Annotated in this window: 8 protein-coding genes; 4 read left to right on the top strand and 4 right to left on the bottom strand. The window is 43.5% G+C overall.

All coding sequences use genetic code 11. From position 1 onward, the window contains the following. The first annotated feature begins 232 nt into the window (after positions 1–232). Positions 233–1,360 (top strand): T9SS type A sorting domain-containing protein, encoded by a 1,128-nt coding sequence (locus LN893_RS05380; protein ID WP_229968775.1) that lies wholly within the window; start codon positions 233–235, stop codon positions 1,358–1,360. A gap of 13 nt (positions 1,361–1,373) precedes the next feature. Here LN893_RS05380 and LN893_RS05375 read toward each other — a convergent pair whose 3' ends face one another. Then, positions 1,374–1,676 carry a hypothetical protein gene (locus LN893_RS05375; RefSeq protein ID WP_229968774.1) on the bottom strand — a complete coding sequence of 101 codons (303 nt, stop codon included), beginning with the start codon at positions 1,674–1,676 and terminating at the stop codon, positions 1,374–1,376. A gap of 243 nt (positions 1,677–1,919) precedes the next feature. On the opposite strand from LN893_RS05375, the gene LN893_RS05370 reads away from it, so the two are divergent. The 3 genes from LN893_RS05370 (at position 1,920) to LN893_RS05360 (ending at position 10,132) form a co-directional block, all read left to right on the top strand. Next, positions 1,920–2,789: an SDR family oxidoreductase gene (locus tag LN893_RS05370; RefSeq protein WP_229968773.1), complete on the top strand. Its 870-nt coding sequence runs from the start codon at positions 1,920–1,922 to the stop codon at positions 2,787–2,789. Positions 2,790–3,289: 500 nt separating this feature from the next. Next, positions 3,290–9,121: a T9SS type B sorting domain-containing protein gene (locus LN893_RS05365; protein ID WP_229968772.1), complete on the top strand. Its 5,832-nt coding sequence runs from the start codon at positions 3,290–3,292 to the stop codon at positions 9,119–9,121. Between the two features lie 3 nt (positions 9,122–9,124). Next, complete coding sequence (locus LN893_RS05360; protein WP_229968771.1) at positions 9,125–10,132, top strand: PorP/SprF family type IX secretion system membrane protein; 1,008 nt, start codon at positions 9,125–9,127, stop codon at positions 10,130–10,132. Between the two features lie 451 nt (positions 10,133–10,583). Here the strand turns inward: LN893_RS05360 and LN893_RS05355 are convergent, their stop codons facing one another. The 3 genes from LN893_RS05355 to LN893_RS05345 all read right to left on the bottom strand — a co-directional run bounded on the left by LN893_RS05355 (position 10,584) and on the right by LN893_RS05345 (position 16,972). After that, positions 10,584–12,557, bottom strand: a complete 1,974-nt coding sequence (locus tag LN893_RS05355; protein ID WP_229968770.1) for a tetratricopeptide repeat-containing sensor histidine kinase — start codon at positions 12,555–12,557, stop codon at positions 10,584–10,586. A 181-nt stretch (positions 12,558–12,738) separates the two neighbouring features. Further along, positions 12,739–15,618: a PAS domain S-box protein gene (locus tag LN893_RS05350; RefSeq protein WP_229968769.1), complete on the bottom strand. Its 2,880-nt coding sequence runs from the start codon at positions 15,616–15,618 to the stop codon at positions 12,739–12,741. A gap of 502 nt (positions 15,619–16,120) precedes the next feature. Next, positions 16,121–16,972 carry an endonuclease/exonuclease/phosphatase family protein gene (locus LN893_RS05345; protein ID WP_229968768.1) on the bottom strand — a complete coding sequence of 284 codons (852 nt, stop codon included), beginning with the start codon at positions 16,970–16,972 and terminating at the stop codon, positions 16,121–16,123. Positions 16,973–16,988: the final 16 nt, after the last annotated feature.

Below are 16,988 nucleotides of genomic sequence, written 5' to 3'. Positions count from 1 at the left end.
CAAACAAAAATGCAAACATCATACATTGTGAACCACAACTGAGGAACTTGTTTCTCTAATAGATTACGTTGGTATCAACTCTTTTCCAGTATATGAATGGGCCGACGGCTACAACCGTTACAAGTTAACTAAACCTGATTTTACCTTTGAAATAAGCGAAGCTACAAAGGCCATCAACAACAGTTCGTATGCAAAAGATAAAGTCAGAATATTAGTTACAGAAACAAACTCAATGGATTGGGGCCCAGTCTTTACTGATAAAGGCTGGAAAAGTATAGAAAATGATGTGGCCCATGCCTTGATAGCTTTCGACATCATAGGAGAACATGTTGTAAATGATAAAGTTGATTTCACATTGTTCTGGAACACGAGGTTCTTTGATTATAAAGACGAAAACAACGTTCCTATTTACAACGCTCTCGCAAGTGATGGCAGCTCACAAGCAAACGGACTAGCCTTATCTATCTGGGGCAAATATTTGTTAGACAACGTTGGCGCAGTCTCGGATGGGGCAGACAGTTCGTATGTTGTGACGTATGCCACTAAAACATCGTCTAATGATAAGTTGAATGTGTTCCTGCTTAACAAGCATAACTCAGAATCCAAAACAATTAGCCTTAGTCTAGATAACTTCAGCAGTAATGGTGTAGCAGTTGTGTCTGAGTATAAAGGAACTAGCATATATGATACAGCTCCCATCTTCAACTCTATCGGCAACATAACTGCAGCAGATAATACTTATACCGTTAAAACCGCTCCTGCATCCATCACAGTATTAGAGTTCTCTACCAAAACATATCCAGTAGAGCTTACACATTTCAATGCTGTGCAGAAAGGAAACCATGTACAGCTAACGTGGCAAACAGCCTCAGAAAGAAATAACGCAGGTTTTGAGGTGCAGGTATACTATAATGATGCAAAGTCTTTTAAACCCTTAACTTTTGTAGAGTCTTTGGCTGGCGGAAATTCAATGCAAACCACTTCTTACTCTTACCTAAACAAAGAAGCTTACCACAACGGCACACACTACTATCGCCTTAAGCAAATCGATCTTGATGGCCAAACAACCTACTCAGCTGTAAAAGCAGTTGAATTTGAGTTTCAAGATCAAACCACTGTTGTTTATCCAAATCCTTTTGAGAGTAGCTTCTCGTTTAAAACAACTTCCAAAACAGCTGAATATATTAACGTAAGTATCTTGAATACGCTCGGTAAAAGTGTGTTCGAGAAGAAGGTTAAACTGCATGAGGGAGAAAACACTGTACCCGTAGAGTTAGGTAAAAACTGTGCCGCTGGCTTATACTTTTTAAGGCTTAAGTCGGCTAATAACAGGCAAACGCTAAAAATTCTGAAACTATAACGTTTTACTGTTGCTACCCCCGCTCTATTACGATATACTTTGCTGAATAACCATTGCTTTTATAAAGCAACTGCAGCGCTGTAATAAGTGATCTTATGGCCGACCTAAGCGTATTCTGATGGCTTACCGGCTCCAGATAATTCCTGTACCCCAGCCCACGCATGCGCCACACATAACTTCTAATTTCTGGCTCCTGCACTTCTACAAAAGCTTTTGCCAGCACCACATTTCGCATGTAAGGTAAAGCTGCTTTCATACTTTGGTAATCAGAAAAAGCATAGAGGCGGTAATAAGACTGCAGTTTAACAGAATTCATACTTACAAAGATAGCATGAAAAAACGAAGCAAGTAACCTCTGTTAAGCAATGGAAGACGAGAGCAATTCAGCAGAAAGCCCTTCTAAAACAGTACTCTCTGAGATAAATCAGCTTCTCGTAAAAAATACCTGTCTTTACTAAGTATACCTTACTTTCTTAAACCGCTTTTCTGCTGAGCCGTCTAAACTGATTAAGAAAAAACTTGTACAATCATCAATCACACAGAAGAAAACAAACAAAATATGCAAGACCCTAAAGAAAAACACGCTAAGCCACCTTTTCCTGAACAAGAACAGGAAGTACCAGGAACAGAGGAAGAGCTACAACCGAAGGCCGATCATGGAGAAGAAAGCTACAAGGGTACTGGAAAACTGGAAGGGAAAAAAGCCATCATCACAGGAGGAGATTCTGGCATCGGCAGGGCTGTTGCCATTGCCTTTGCACGGGAAGGTGCAGATGTGTTGATTTCTTACCTCAGCGAGGACGAAGACGCTAAAGAAACAGCCAAATATGTAGAAGAAGCTGGCCGAAAAGCGGTGCTGGTGCCTGGCGATATAAGCGATGAAGCGCACTGCCAAAAAGTTATAGCTAAAGCTGTAGAAGAATTCGGACAGATAGATGTGCTGGTAAACAACGCTGCTTTCCAAATGGCTCGAGAATCACTGCAGGAAATACCGAGCGAGGAATGGGATCGTACGTTCCGCACAAACATCTATGCCATGTTTTACTTATGCAAAGCGGCCGAACCACACATGAAGCCAGGAAGCACAATTGTGAACACCACCTCTGTAAATGCATACAAGCCTGCTCCAATGCTACTGGCATATGCAGCCACAAAGGGCGCCATTCAGAATTTTACAGCCAACCTCGGGCAGCTGTTAGCTGAAAAAGGCATTCGAGTAAACTGTGTTGCGCCAGGTCCTATCTGGACTCCGCTTATACCATCTACCATGCCTCCAGATCAAGTTAAATCGTTTGGAAAGAGTGTACCGCTCAAGCGAGCAGGTCAGCCAGCAGAACTGGCTCCTATTTATGTATTACTTGCTTCTTCAGATTCGAGTTATATGACTGGCTCCACTGTACAGGTTACGGGAGGTACTCCTACCATTTAACATTAAAACTTAAAAGGGCCCGACAATACTTAGAGCATAATCATCTATAAATCAAACACAAACAGGAAAACCTTGTCATATATGCAAGGCTTTCCTGTTTGTGTTGCAGTTACAAAACAACCGTTAATACCAGCACCCTTCTACAACTACTTAAAGTCAAGAAAGCAGCTTTACTTTTTCCTCTTCAACACAAAAATACTGCGCCTCTGGCAACTCCTCCTCATCTATTCATTTCCCCAAACACTTTGCTTCTTCTTAAATTAATAGTTATTCCCACCTCAATACCATCACCTGATTAAAGCAGCTGTTCACCCATCCAACAGACGTGTTCACAATTATTATAAAGCACTGATAGCTATACACATACCTTTCTTGTAATATGCGCATTAATCAAGTTTTTATTAATATAATACCATATATTTTATTTATGACTCCGTCGGTACCTTTCAGGCATCATTAAATCACAATTCACCTTTATAAAATTCTTAAAGTTTTCCAGTATGAGTCAATTATTACTCAGAGTAGTGGTTATTATTGCTTCACTTGTTCTAATTACTTTTTCCTCTCAAGGACAGAACCAGACGCAATGCAAAGCTACCATAAGTGCACAATCCGCCTTAACCTTCTGTGCTGGCCAAAGCGTTAAACTTACTGTAAATCAGAACGGACATGCCTACACCTGGTACAAAGACGGAAATGAAATAAGCGGACAAAAAGGTGAGTTTATAACAGTTACAGAAACTGGCGAATATACTGTCAGAATCGATAACCACCCAACCTGCAAACCAGAAACCACCTTATCTGCAAAAACTAAAGTTACCGTAGCAGATTATCCTGTCGCTGACTTCACCTTGCCTTCTGGTGAACAATGCGCAGGTAATGCTATTAAATTCACAAACGCTTCTACAGGAGACAATCTTACGTACAAGTGGGATTTTGGCGACCCAGAATCAGGAGACAAAAACGCTAGTACAGCTGCTTCGCCAACACATGTTTACAAGGGATTTATTGGTAATACCAAAAAGTTTAAAGTGAAGCTAACTGTTACGAATAGCACAGGATGCGAACGTATGGTTGAGAAGGAGGTTGTAATAAAAGAGGGTCCAGATGCTACGCTCATAGATGTAGATGCAGGTGCTTATGATACCCCTTTTGTAAGATGTGCCTCTAACCCAACAGACGTAAACTACACCGTTAATGTAGAAAACAAATCTACTACTGGTAACATAAATCAAACCTACTCTATAAACTGGGGAGATGGATCTGCTACAGAGAATTTTCCTAAATCATTCACCACCGCTTCTCACACCTTCACGAAAAGAGGAGCCTTCAAGATTGTTTACACAGTTACGAGCAGTACAGGATGCACATCAACTACTACGTACGACGCCTACAACGGTAGCAATCCAAGCTTGTCTGTAGGTAGCCCAGGCAATACAGTTGGGTGTGCTCCAGTAACGTACACTTTCCCTATAAGCGGTGTTGCGGATAATTCGCCTGCCACCAGGTACGTTTTCCAGTTCGATGATGGCTCGGCTCCTTACATTTTCACACAGGAAAACATACCAACTAGCCTTACCCACACCTTTACAAAAGGATCATGTGGCAACACATCCGCGAATGCTTTCACTTTGGTAGCAACAGCTGAGAACCCATGTGGTACCACCCCTATAACAGTTGGCTCCATAAAGATCGCATCACCTCCTGTAGTAGGATTTACCATGCCCTTAGAAGTTATCTGCACAAACCAAGCTACAATACTCTCTAATACAACGGTTAACGGTAGCTATTTTACTAACTCTGGAACCTGTAACAACTCATCTGACTATAGCTGGAGTGTTTCTCCCGCAACTGGCTGGAACTTCACCTCTAGCACAAGTGGCACTTCTAAAGATCCTGAACTAACCTTTACAATGCCAGGCACATACCAGGTAACACTTTCCTCAAGCAACGGTTGTGGCTCTGTTACTGAAACCAAAAGCATTAGAGTTGTTACGCCACCAACCGCAGCCTTTACACTTTCATCAGAAGATGGTTGTAAAGATTTAAGCGTCTCGACCACCAATACCTCTACTGGCGATGAGCTCAAGTATCTATGGTCAGTAAGTCCTGCCACAGGCTACACCCTTACAAGCGGTACTCTGACCAGCGTTAACCCTGTGTTCAATTTTACAGAAATCGGCACTTATACAGTTACACTAGAAGCCTCTAACGACTGCAACAAAAACATAGTAAGCAAAACAATAACCATAAGAGATAAGGCTGTTGTTTCATTACCTGAAAACCAGGGCTACTGTAATCCGCTGACTATAAAGTTCGACAGTTCAAATCCGCAGCACACGCCTACTTTCACTCAAAATAATGGCAATATTTCTGCCTATATATGGACCGTAACTGGTAACGCCACTTTTGTGGATGGCACCACAGCTTCCTCACAATACCCTGCCATCAATTTTCCTGATGTAGGAACTTACACAGTAACTCTGGTAGCTACAAATGAGTGTGGAGATTCTGCACCAGCCACACAAACCATAACCATAGCACCAGCCGTTGCCAACACTATTACAGACAACCAAACTATATGCGCTGGCACAGTACCCGCTAAGCTTGTAGGAAATGTACCTGCTGGCGGACAAACTGTAGCTTATGTATGGGAATACAGCACTACAAGTGCAACTTCAGGATTTCAGGAGATAAGTGGTGCTACAGGTAGCGATTATACGCCGCAGGCACTCACCGAAACAACCTGGTTTAGAAGAAAAGCAAATGCAGGAGGCTGTGACGCGATATCAGACGCTGTCAAGATAACGGTGACACCAACACCAGCCGCACCAACAGTAGCGGGGAAAACAATATGCGCAGGCAGTATCATAGATCTTAAAGTAGAAAACCCTAACGGCACCTATGAGTGGTTCAGCGATGCCACAAGCACCACACCAGTACATGTTGGCGCTAACTATGAAACACCTGTTTTACAAGCTACCACTACCTATTATGTACAGACCCAAGGAAGCCAGGGCTGCCCAAGCCAAAGAGTTCCTGTTACCGTAACAGTTGACCCTGTTATTACAGCCAATACCATTACCGATGACCAGGCTATTTGTACAGGCGAGCAACCACAAGACCTAATTGGCTCCACCCCTGCGGGAGGAACGGGCACTTTCACCTTTCTTTGGGAGCAGAGCACCGATAACCAAACGTTTACGGCTGCAGCTGGTGTAAACACATCCAAGGATTATGAACCAGGTGTTCTGGTGGTTGAAACCTGGTACAGACGCCGCGTCATATCAGGAAGCTGCGAAAGCGTTTCTGATCCTGTACAAATAGTGGTGAACGGCTCTATCACAAACAACACCATCAGCGCTCCTCAAACCATTTGCACAGGCACCACTCCTGTTGCTTTGAACGGAAGCATACCTGCAGGTGGAGATGGCAGCTATACTTACCGTTGGGAAGTTAGCACAAATGGTGCGACGGGCATATTTGCACCTGCACCAGGTGAAAACGACAAAGCAGGCTATGTTCCTGGAGCGCTTACCCAAACCACTTGGTTCAGACGTGTGGTGGTTTCTAACATTTGCTCTAATCCATCAACCGCGGTAGAAATCACAGTAAATGATAATATCGGCAATAACCTACTTACAGGAGAGCAAACGATATGCCTTGGAAGCATTGCCATCCTTACGGGCAGTGTGCCAACTGGTGGCAGCGGCACTTATACTTACATTTGGGAGGTTAGTACGCTAAGCGATCAGGATGGCTTTGTGCCAGCACCTGGTGAAAATGACAAGCAAAATTATACCACAACATCTCTTAACCAAACATCATGGTTTAGAAGACGCGTAACATCAGCACCCTGCGCAGTGCAATACAGTACACCAGTAAAAATAACTGTAAACGCTGCTATTAGCCAAAACACAATCAGCGGCGAGCAAAGTGTTTGTTCAGGCTCAGCACCTCTGGCTTTTTCAGGTTCTACTCCTGTAGGCGGAAGCGGCGTGTATGTATACCTGTGGGAAAGCAGCACGACTGGTCCGAACGCAGACTTTAGCCCAGCTGCAGGTGTAAACAACGGAGAAACCTACCAAGCAGGAGCATTAACAGAAACTACCTGGTTTAGACGCTCTGTTCTCTCCGACCCTTGTACAGCCTTAGCCAGCAATTCTATTAAAGTCACTGTCTTCCCTGTTGTAGCAGATAACGTACTTAGTGGTGCGCAAACAATTTGTACGGGTTCAACACCAAGCGCATTAACAGGTTCTACTCCAACAGGCGGTAACGGAACTTATACCTATGTGTGGGAAAGCAGTACAGACGGAGCAACATTCGCTGAAGCATCTGCCAATAACAAACTAGCAAGCTACCAGCCATCAGCCTTAACGCAGACTACCTGGTTCAGACGTGTGGTAACATCAGGTGGTTGTTCTCAGATAAGCGATCCTATTATTGTAACCGTCAACGAGGAAATATCAGCTAACACGATAACGCAGGATCAGCTAATATGTGTGGGGGCTACTCCATCAGAATTGTTTGGTTCTGATCCGCAGGGAGGCGATGGTAACTATACTTACCTGTGGGAAAGCAGCACAACAGGCGAAAACACAGGTTTCGCTCCTGCCGAGGGCACCAACACAGGTATAAATTATGCACCTACCGCTATCACGCAAACCACCTGGTTCAGACGGGTAGTATCGGCTGGGCCTTGTGATGCTAGTTATAGCTTCGCAGTTAAGATAACGGTAACGCCTCCTATCGCCAACAACAATATCTCTATGCCACAAGCAATTTGCGAAGGCACCACGGCTGCTGCACTCCGAGGCACAACACCAACAGGCGGCAACGGAACCTATACCTATGTGTGGGAAAGCAGCACCACTGGTCCGAATGGAGGCTTTAGCCCAGCTGTTGGTGTAAACGATCAGTTAAACTATGCTCCTGGGCAGGTGCCTGTAACAAGCTGGTTCAGAAGAATTATTTACTCTGAAGGATGTACCAGCGTATCGGCAACCGTACAGATCACCGTAGTTCAACCAATCGCCAACAACAATATCAGTTCGGAGCAGTTGGTGTGTATGGATACCATGCCTGCTACCTTACAGGGTACCACGCCTATAGGTGGTGACGGCAACTACACTTACCGCTGGGAAATCAGCAGGGACAACGTTAGCTATTCACTTGCTCCTGGTGTTTCAAATGAGGCCAACTATACTCCGAGGCCGCTCAATGCCAATACCTGGTTCCGACGCGTAGTGGTAGCTGGTCCGTGTGCTGAGTCGGTTAGCGCCTCTGTGAAAATAGCAGTGAACGCACCTGTCGCTAATAACACAATAGGTTCACAACAGCTAATCTGTGCGGGCACTAAGCCAGGCATTTTACACGGTTCTGCACCTACAGGTGGCAGTGGCACCTATAGTTACCTTTGGGAGTTTAGCACAACCAGCGCCATTACAGGTTTCTCGCCAGCACCAGGCACGAATAACACGGCCACTTACGAACCCGATGTGCTGCAACGCACCACCTGGTTCCGACGCAAAGTTGTATCACTGCCATGCCAGGAAAGCATCAGCTATGCAGTGCTTGTTACCGTACAGCCACAACCTGCTGCTCCGCAGGCAAGGAGCGTCAGCATTTGTCCTGGAACAACAGCTACCCTTTCGGCCACAGCCCTGGCAGCCACCGACAGGCTAGAGTGGTTTGATCAGGAAGTTGGAGGCGTTCCGTTGCAGAGCGGTCCGTCTTATACAACAGAGCCACTTCTTGCCACAACCGACTTTTATGTGCAAACTGTAAACCAGTACGGTTGTGCCAGTGAAAGAACAAGAGTAACAGTTACTGTAATAGAGCCTCAGGCCGATGCTGGCCCTGACATTACCATCATTAAGGGACGGCCTGCACAGTTACGTGCACGAGGAGGGCAAACGTACGCTTGGGCACCAGCCGATGGACTAACAGAGCTTAATATTGCTGACCCTGTAGCCAAACCAACTGAAACAACTACTTATAAAGTCACCATTACCACTGCCGAAGGTTGTGTTATAACTGATGAAGTGATAGTAACAGTGCTGCCTGCCGTACTGGTTACGAACGCACTTACCTTGAACGGTGACGGCCTGAACGAAACATGGTTCATTGAAAACATAGAGCATTACCCAGACTGTAATGTGCAAGTCTTTACCCGTTGGGGAGCGAAAGTCTTTGAATCGGTTGGGTATAAAGTACCGTGGGATGGCACGCACCAAGGCAAGCAGTTACCGATGGCCGCTTATTACTACGTCATTAAACTGACCAAAACAGAAGATCCTATTACAGGAAGCATTACCATAATCAAATAGCGTATGAGAGTATTATTTACCTTAGCCTTACTGTGTACGCTGGCTATCACAGCACTCGGGCAACAACGTCCGCAGTTAAGCCAGTACATGCAGAACAATTTTCTGATTAACCCTGCCGTGGCTGGCATAGAAAGTTACGCAGATGTTCGCTCTGCTTTTCGTAACCAATGGGTAGGCGTGGAGGGTGCTCCTGTAACATTTTATACTAGCATAAACCTTGCGCTTAACAAACCCGACAGGAATACCAGATCGATCAAGCACTTTAAGAAGAACGGCCATAAAGTAAAAAGCGGTGGGGGCAGTAATTATCGTGTAGCTCCTCACCACGGGCTCGGAGCCGTAGCAAAAGTAGACAGAGCGGGTTTACTAAACACTTCGGCGCTAAACGTGAACTATGCTTACCACCTACCGATAACCCGTACCCTTAATCTTTCCAGCGGCATTTACAGTGGTTTTACACAGTTTCATATCAACAGGAAGAACATGGTCCTGCAAACAACCGATGATCCCTTTCTGAATGCCGATGACTTGAATATGATGAAACTTGACTTAGGTGTTGGGTTATGGCTATACAGCTCTAGTTTCTTTGTAGGGGTTTCAGGAGCGCAGCTGGTTCATAGCGGCAACGATGTGTATAACGTAGAGGACGGACCGCGGGGAATGATGCAGCCGCACTATTATGTTACAGGAGGATATCGGCTTCCTATATCGTATAACCTGGACCTGACACCATCTGTGATGATGAAAGTTGCGGCAAATAAACAAACTGCCGTAGATTTAAATGTAAAAGCACTTTATGCACAAAAGGTTTGGGGTGGCGTGTCATATAGGCATAAAGATGCTGCTGCTGTAATGGCAGGTGTTTATTTAAACCACCTGGTAGACGTAAGTTATTCTTATGACTTTGTTACATCAGAAATGAGCAAAGCACGTGCTAACAGCCATGAAGTAATGATAGGCTTCAAGCTCAATAACCCTCAGAAGATTTTGTGCCCACAATGGGTGTGGTAAAGTTTGTAACATTATAGACTTGTAAAGCGAGGAGGGCCTGATGAAAGTACATTAACTTTCATCAGGCCCTCCTCGCTTTATGATAAAGCAGTTATGCTTTATCATAAAGGAGCTTCCATTGCTCCAAATATTCTACAAACCTACAAGTCCCTCTGCAACTGGTGAAGTACACTGCTCCCTGCTGGCTTTTCGCCTCGCCAGCGGGGCCTTACTTTTCTCCTTGATGAGAAAAGTAAGCAAAAGAATCAAGACAATTTTGAACTCGCTGAACGCTCAAACAAAAAATCGTCATTGGTGCACCTGGCAAAAGCTTTATGCTCTGTAGGAGAAATGTAAAATCTTATCTGTTATACTGATATGGAAGCTAATAAATACTAACTGGTACCACTAGCGCTTTATCGATTTAATTCGGCGCAGCACTAGCGGCTATTTCCTAACAGCTGAGTCATCATCAGTTCACCTCCACCAGCATATCTGCTTCGTACATGGTATCTAATGAAGCCTTCGGAAGCGTAACGTAAAAAGTACTGCCTTTTCCTTCTTCACTTTCAACAGTAATGGCACCTTGCATACTGTTTATCAAGTCCTTGCTCAGCATAAGGCCTAAGCCTGTACCTTTTTCTTTTGCTGTACCTACCGATGTAAAACGCTGCTTAGTAAACAGCTTTGCAACATTCTCTTTCGACATGCCTTTTCCATTATCAGTTACAGCGATGGATATATTTTCACCAGCCTCTTCTAAACTAATTTTAACCTCACCGTTTTCGTAAGTGAATTTAATGGCATTTAGCAACAGATTGCGCAGCACGAAATTCACCCTTTCTTTATCAGCATAAGCCAAAGCATTTTCGGGAACTGTGTTAACTAAACTGATACTTTTTTGTTCGGCCTGTCGCGCAGCAAACTTTACAGTCTCGGCGGTAAGCTGGTGCAGGTTTAGAGGTTTTAAGTCAACAGAAGAACCTTTCAGCTGGGCTTTAGACCAAACAAGAAGATTGTTCAGCATATCCATCATTACATCCATCTCCTTGTTTACCAGATCCAAATAACGCATTAGGTCTGTCTCCGATAGCTTTCTATTATGCACCAATTGCAAGATGCTTTTAACAGAGGAGAAAGGCGTTCTTAAATCATGAGAGATAATGGAGAAGAGCTTGTCCTTCATCTCGTTAGTCTCTTCCAGGCTCATATTCTGTTTCGATACAGCTTCGTTAAGTTCTCGAAGTTCTAAGGCATTCAGAGCTATTAGTTCGTTCTTGGAAGAAAGCTCTTTGCTGTACAGTTCTGCCTTCCTGTAGTTGCGGTACCACATGTATGCCAGGCCAGAAAGTACCAGCAAAGCCGCACCGACAATCAGTAGCATGAAAGAAGTTAACCTTGCCTTTTGTTCGGCCTGTAAAGCATGTTTTTCAAAAACCAGCTGTTCCTCCTGCTTTTGCCTCAGCATGTCAATAAAATCAAGGGCAGAATCTCGTTCCTGCTCCATAACCTGTTGCTGCTGCGATATCAGCTTTTTCTGTAGCTCTGCTACCCTAACATAGTTACCTTGCAACGCATATACACTTGCCGCATTCTCTATGGCGTCTACTATAAGTTGGTTAGCCGAAACAGCCTTAGCATCATTTAAAGAAGCCTCTGCCAGTTCTATAGCCTCGGAGTAGTTGCCTTTTCGAGCTGCAATTAGCGATAGCTTGTTCTTTGTCAGCGACAACCCGTACTTATCATTCTTCTGGATATCGTACATCAGCGAAGCCGTAAAATAAACTTTAGACCTTGTTAGGTCGTCTGCCTGAAGATAAAGTAAGCCTAAGTTATAGTTCGATTTTTTCAGGCCATAGCCATAGTTTATCTGCTCGCTTTCTTTTAGGGCCTCCGTAAAATATCTTTCAGCTGAGAGCAGTTCTTCTTGCTCTAGCTTAATCAAACCTAAACTGTTTTTTGTGTTTACTATATCATCCCGCTTCTTCAGCACGACATAGTTTTTCATAGCCTCTTTAAAAACCTTTTCGGCTTCAGTAAAATCATTTGCTTCTATAAGCGCATTCCCGATTTGCTGGTTAGCCCTGGCTATGTTAAAAGTGTCATTTATCTGTTTACTTAAATCCAAAGACTTGTAAAACAGCGGAAGCGCTTTACGGTCGTAACCGAACTGCTGGTATATACCCGCTTCGTATAAATAGTTTATTGCCTCACCTTTTTTATAACCACTGCTTACCGCTAACCTGGAAGCTTCGTTTAAAAGGGAGAGGGCTTGCTCTACATCGTGCCGTTTTACCTCAAATGCCAATTCATTCAAGGAATCTACAGACTTATGAGCTTTTGAGTCAGGCTCTACAGCCTTCTCTGTGCCAAATTGAGCATGCGCAGGCTCTAGTGACAGCACTAGCGCAATTAGGCAAAAAATGACTGAAAGAGTAAATCTCATTCTGGTTGGTTTGGTACTTTGTAAGTTTAAAGACATGTAGCTATACCGCCAGGATTAAGGCATCCCATTTTGTAATGGTCAACATTTTGCATGCATTTTCAGGTTCTGCAAAAACAGCTGCTCATTGTTTACATGTAAAATTTGTATCTTTATGGGCTAACAAATACACACCATAAAAGTTCTATTTCAAAAGCACCAGAAACCTTGTTCCCACGTTTACCTGGCTGTTTACACTAATGTATCCTCCCATAGCTTCTAGGTGCATCTTCGTCAGAAACAGTCCAATACCTTTGCCTTCGGTGTGCACATGAAACCTTTTATACAATTTGAAAACATCTTTCCCGACTCTGCTAATATCGAAGCCGCAGCCATTATCAGAAAAAGAGATAAATGTACCCAAACCAGTGCTGCCATAGCTCTTAATACATATTTGCAAAGGGCGCTCAGGTGACCTGTACTTAATAGCATTGGATAGCAGATTATAAACAACACTGTACAAGAAGGCCTCGTTGCCTTGCACATAAGTACCTTCGTTTATATCCATCTGCACCTCTCCCCCGCAAGCCTTTAACGACTCCTGCAGGCTCTCCATCACCTGATTGCACTTAACCCACAGGTCAACTTTTTCCTGGTACAAAGTGTCTTTACTGTCTCTGATTGTCAAGATCGTGTTCAAGTCTTTTAGAATAGTATCTAACCTGCTTACACTAAACTTAAGCTTTTCTAAAAACTGCTCAAAGATTTCAGAATTCCTGTCGACCCTGGTCAATAAGTTTGTAAGCCCTAAAGCATTTGCAACAGGCGCCCGAAGGTTGTGGGAAACGATATAGGTAAACTGCAGCAAATCTCTGTTCTGCTTATACAAGTCTCGGGTTAGCTGAGACAATTTTAACTCCGACTTCTTTATAGCGGTGATATCCGTTTGCGTGGTAACGTAGTTTACCAGCTTTCCTCTTTCATCATGGATAGGGTTTACCTGAACAGACATCCACACTTCATCCCCATTTTTCGTGTAGTTCAAGATTTCGAATGACACGGGTTCTCCCTGTATCATTTTATCTTTCACTAGTTCAAAAGCTGTTGCATCTGTTTTACTGTTGTGCAACAGTTCAGAAGCTCTTTTGCCCACCGCTTCCTCCAGGCTGTAACCTGTTAAGTTGGTAAACCCTTTGTTCGCCCACTCTATTCTTCTGTCTGCACCTGTAATTAGCACCCCATTGGTTGTGTTGCTAGCAACAAGCGAAAGTTTTTGAAGCTCTTGTTTCGCTTCAACTTTTTCAGTGATGTCTGTTTGGATAATGACAAACTTCGAAACCTTACCATCATCGTCGAGCACTGGAGTAAAGTCCAATAACAGCCACAACTTATCTCCTGATCTTGTATAGTTAAGGATTTCTTCGGAAAAGGGCTTGCCTTGCTTTCGCTTTGCCACAATTCTTTGCGCTGTTTCAGAATCTGTCTCAAGCCCATGCAAAAAGGAGCCTGGGTATTTGCCAACAACTTCAGAAAAGCCATAGCCTGTAAGGTTGGTAAAACCCTCGTTTACCCAATCTGTAACGCCGTCGGCATCGGTAATCATTACGCCACTTGTAATTTTACTTGCCACCAACGACAGCTTTTCTAGTTCCTGCTGCGTTTTTACTTTTTCTGTAATGTCGTTAAGGTAAATAGATAGCCCTTCTTCTGAAGGAAAGACTTTTACAGACAGCCACAAATCTACTTCCTGTGAATAAGCCTCGAAATCAAGGCTCTTTCCAGTCTCCATTGCAAACAGGTATTGCTTATAAAATACACTGTTCAAGAAATCTGGATGCATTTCAAAATAACTCTTCCCCAAGTAATAGTATCGGCTACTTTGGGTAAGTTTTTCATATTCGCTGTTAACGTAAGTGTAGTTCCAGTTTTTGTCAATCGTACAAAAAGCATCCGTTATGCTTTCTAAAACAGTATTCAGCTTTCGGGCATGCTCCTCTACATCTTTATGATATTTGGCCACCACCGTAACATCCTTCACGATAGAGTAAACCGCTACAACAGCACCATTTACCTTAACAGGAACTTTGGTAATATCAAGCACCTTCTCCCCTTCTACCTCATGCCGCAACTCCATCTCAAACTTTACAGTTTGCCCTTCAAAAGCTAACTGTAATTGCTCCAGACAAACGGCTCCCACTTCTGCTGGAACAAAAGCAACCAACGGACAATTTACTATGTCCGCTTTAGGCAAACCCACAAGAGATTCAGCAGCACAATTCACATCAAGTACTATCCCTTCTTTATTCTCAATAAACACCGCATCTGGATTATCTTCAAATAAAGACCTAAAACGCTGCTCACTCTCCTGCAATTGCTGAGCATGGTGTTTACGCTCCGTTATATCTCGGGAGCTTGCTACTAAAGATTTTATGGCAGGATTGCCCATCTGATTGCTAAGCACAGTTTCAAGCCACCGCCACTCACCAAATGAGTTCTTGTAACGGTATTCCTGCTTACTTACATGGCCATCGCTATTTAATATTAAGGCCACTGCCTCTGTTAATCTAGGAACATCCTCTGGGTGAATATGATCCAAAGCGTTAATACCAACAAGTTCTTCTGGCTTATACCCGAGTGCCCGTAAAGCAGCCCCTCCGCTGTAAGTGTAATGGCCCTCTAGATCGACAAGTGCGAGCATATCTTCTCCATGCTCAATAAGTGCTTGAAAAATATTCTCCCTTTCGTCCCGCTCTTGCAATAAAGCTTTTTGTTCTGTTACATCACGCCCTGTACAGAACACAACGCCATCTTCTTCAGACCAAGCCGAAGACCACAAAACAGGAACTACATGACCTAACTTATGTATGTAGCTATTCTCGAAGATGGTAGTTTCTAGACCTGAAAGAATTTTATGAGCCATTTCTCGAGTGCGGACTCTGTCTTCTGGCACAACAAAGTCTAAGAAGTTACGGCCAATCATTTCTACGCTATCGTAACCTAGAATGCGTTTGCTAGCGGCACTTACATAAGTAAAATAGCCGCTACAATCGATGGTGCAAATCATGTCCAGAGAACAGTTTATCATGTTCTCGTAAAACCCAATACTTCGGTCCTGTACCATCTATTTCAGGGATGTTCCCTGCTCCTCAAAAAAACACATCATCGTTCAACGGCCGCTTTCAGCCACCACCGTTTTTAACCAAAATAAAACATGGCTATAAAAAGGTTTCAACTTATTAGAAAATTTATAATAACACACGAAAGCTTATAAATCAGAGTCGTGGCACATAAAGTCCATAAAATAAACACATCTTAGGTAAATCAGCAATAGAAAAGCCTAAATAAATGAAAACAATTTACTTAAATTAGTACCAACCCAAAACATGGAACCTTGCAATTTAGCATCACTACCACCTTTAAAATATATTTTGTTTAAATATTACAATTAACATTACTAACAAGAGACCTTCTTTTATAATCAACGAATCAAAAAACAGACTATGTGTAAACAGAAAACGTTACAAAACAGCATAATAAAAGAGGGGCTGCCACGGCAGCCCCTCTTTTATAGATAGGTCCTTATTTAGTTATTTACTAGCGTAATTCAGTTCCACCAAAATCGGGAAATGATCTGACGGGTATTTGCCGTGGTACGTATCGGTTAAGATGCCCCACTTGTTAACCTTGAAATTACCGGTGGTAAAGATGTGGTCTATAACTTCATTCCCATCCGTCTTTCTACCAAAGCCATTAAAAGAGGCGTTGCTGGCGTAAGGCATTTTTACTTCTCTATAGGTGTCTTTCAACACGCCAGAGTTGGCAACCGTCTGATACCATTCGCTGTTGTGGTCTCCGTTAAAATCGCCTGTTAAGATGACAGGTTCTTTACCAGCAATATCCTTAATCTTGCTCAGCAGCAATTTGCTGCTTTCTTTACGGGCCTGCACACCCTGGTGGTCGTAGTGTACATTAAAAAAGTAAAACTTCTTATTGCTACTCATATCCTGCAAATACACCCAGGAGGCGATACGGTTGCAGCAGGTAGCATCCCAACCTAACGAAGGCTTGTCTGGTGTTTCTGAAAGCCAGAAATCACCTTTATCGAGTAGTTTGAACTTATCCTTCTTATAGAATATAGCGGAGTGCTCGCCTTTCTCTTTTCCGTCGTCACGGCCTTTGCCATAACGTGCGTATTCAGGTAGCGCGTTGTTGATGTCATCTAACTGGTTTTTTAGCGCTTCCTGCGTTCCAAACACATCAAAATCGTGGAAGCGCAGCAACGATGCCACAACAGGTGCTCTGTCTTTCCACAAATTGCCTGTGTCGTTAGGGTTATCGTACCGAACGTTGTAACTGCCAACCAAAAGCTTTTGCGCCTGCGCCATACTTACAATGCTACAAACTACTAAGAGTGAAAGTAATAGATACTTTAGTTTCATAATACAGGTTATTTAC

The sequence above is a fragment of the Pontibacter harenae genome (genome assembly GCF_020907245.1).
Lineage (GTDB): Bacteria > Bacteroidota > Bacteroidia > Cytophagales > Hymenobacteraceae > Pontibacter > Pontibacter harenae.
The sequence above is the reverse complement of the archived record's forward strand: the minus strand, read 5'-3'. Positions and strand labels throughout refer to the sequence as shown.

Excerpts from the sequence above, each read along its gene's own strand:
- LN893_RS05380 (WP_229968775.1), top strand. The coding sequence starts at position 233 with ATGGATTGGGGCCCAGTCTTTACTGATAAAGGCTGGAAAAGTATAGAA.
- LN893_RS05375 (WP_229968774.1), bottom strand. The coding sequence starts at position 1,676 with ATGAATTCTGTTAAACTGCAGTCTTATTACCGCCTCTATGCTTTTTCT.
- LN893_RS05370 (WP_229968773.1), top strand. The coding sequence starts at position 1,920 with ATGCAAGACCCTAAAGAAAAACACGCTAAGCCACCTTTTCCTGAACAA.
- LN893_RS05365 (WP_229968772.1), top strand. The coding sequence starts at position 3,290 with ATGAGTCAATTATTACTCAGAGTAGTGGTTATTATTGCTTCACTTGTT.
- LN893_RS05360 (WP_229968771.1), top strand. The coding sequence starts at position 9,125 with ATGAGAGTATTATTTACCTTAGCCTTACTGTGTACGCTGGCTATCACA.
- LN893_RS05355 (WP_229968770.1), bottom strand. The coding sequence starts at position 12,557 with ATGAGATTTACTCTTTCAGTCATTTTTTGCCTAATTGCGCTAGTGCTG.
- LN893_RS05350 (WP_229968769.1), bottom strand. The coding sequence starts at position 15,618 with ATGATAAACTGTTCTCTGGACATGATTTGCACCATCGATTGTAGCGGC.
- LN893_RS05345 (WP_229968768.1), bottom strand. The coding sequence starts at position 16,972 with ATGAAACTAAAGTATCTATTACTTTCACTCTTAGTAGTTTGTAGCATT.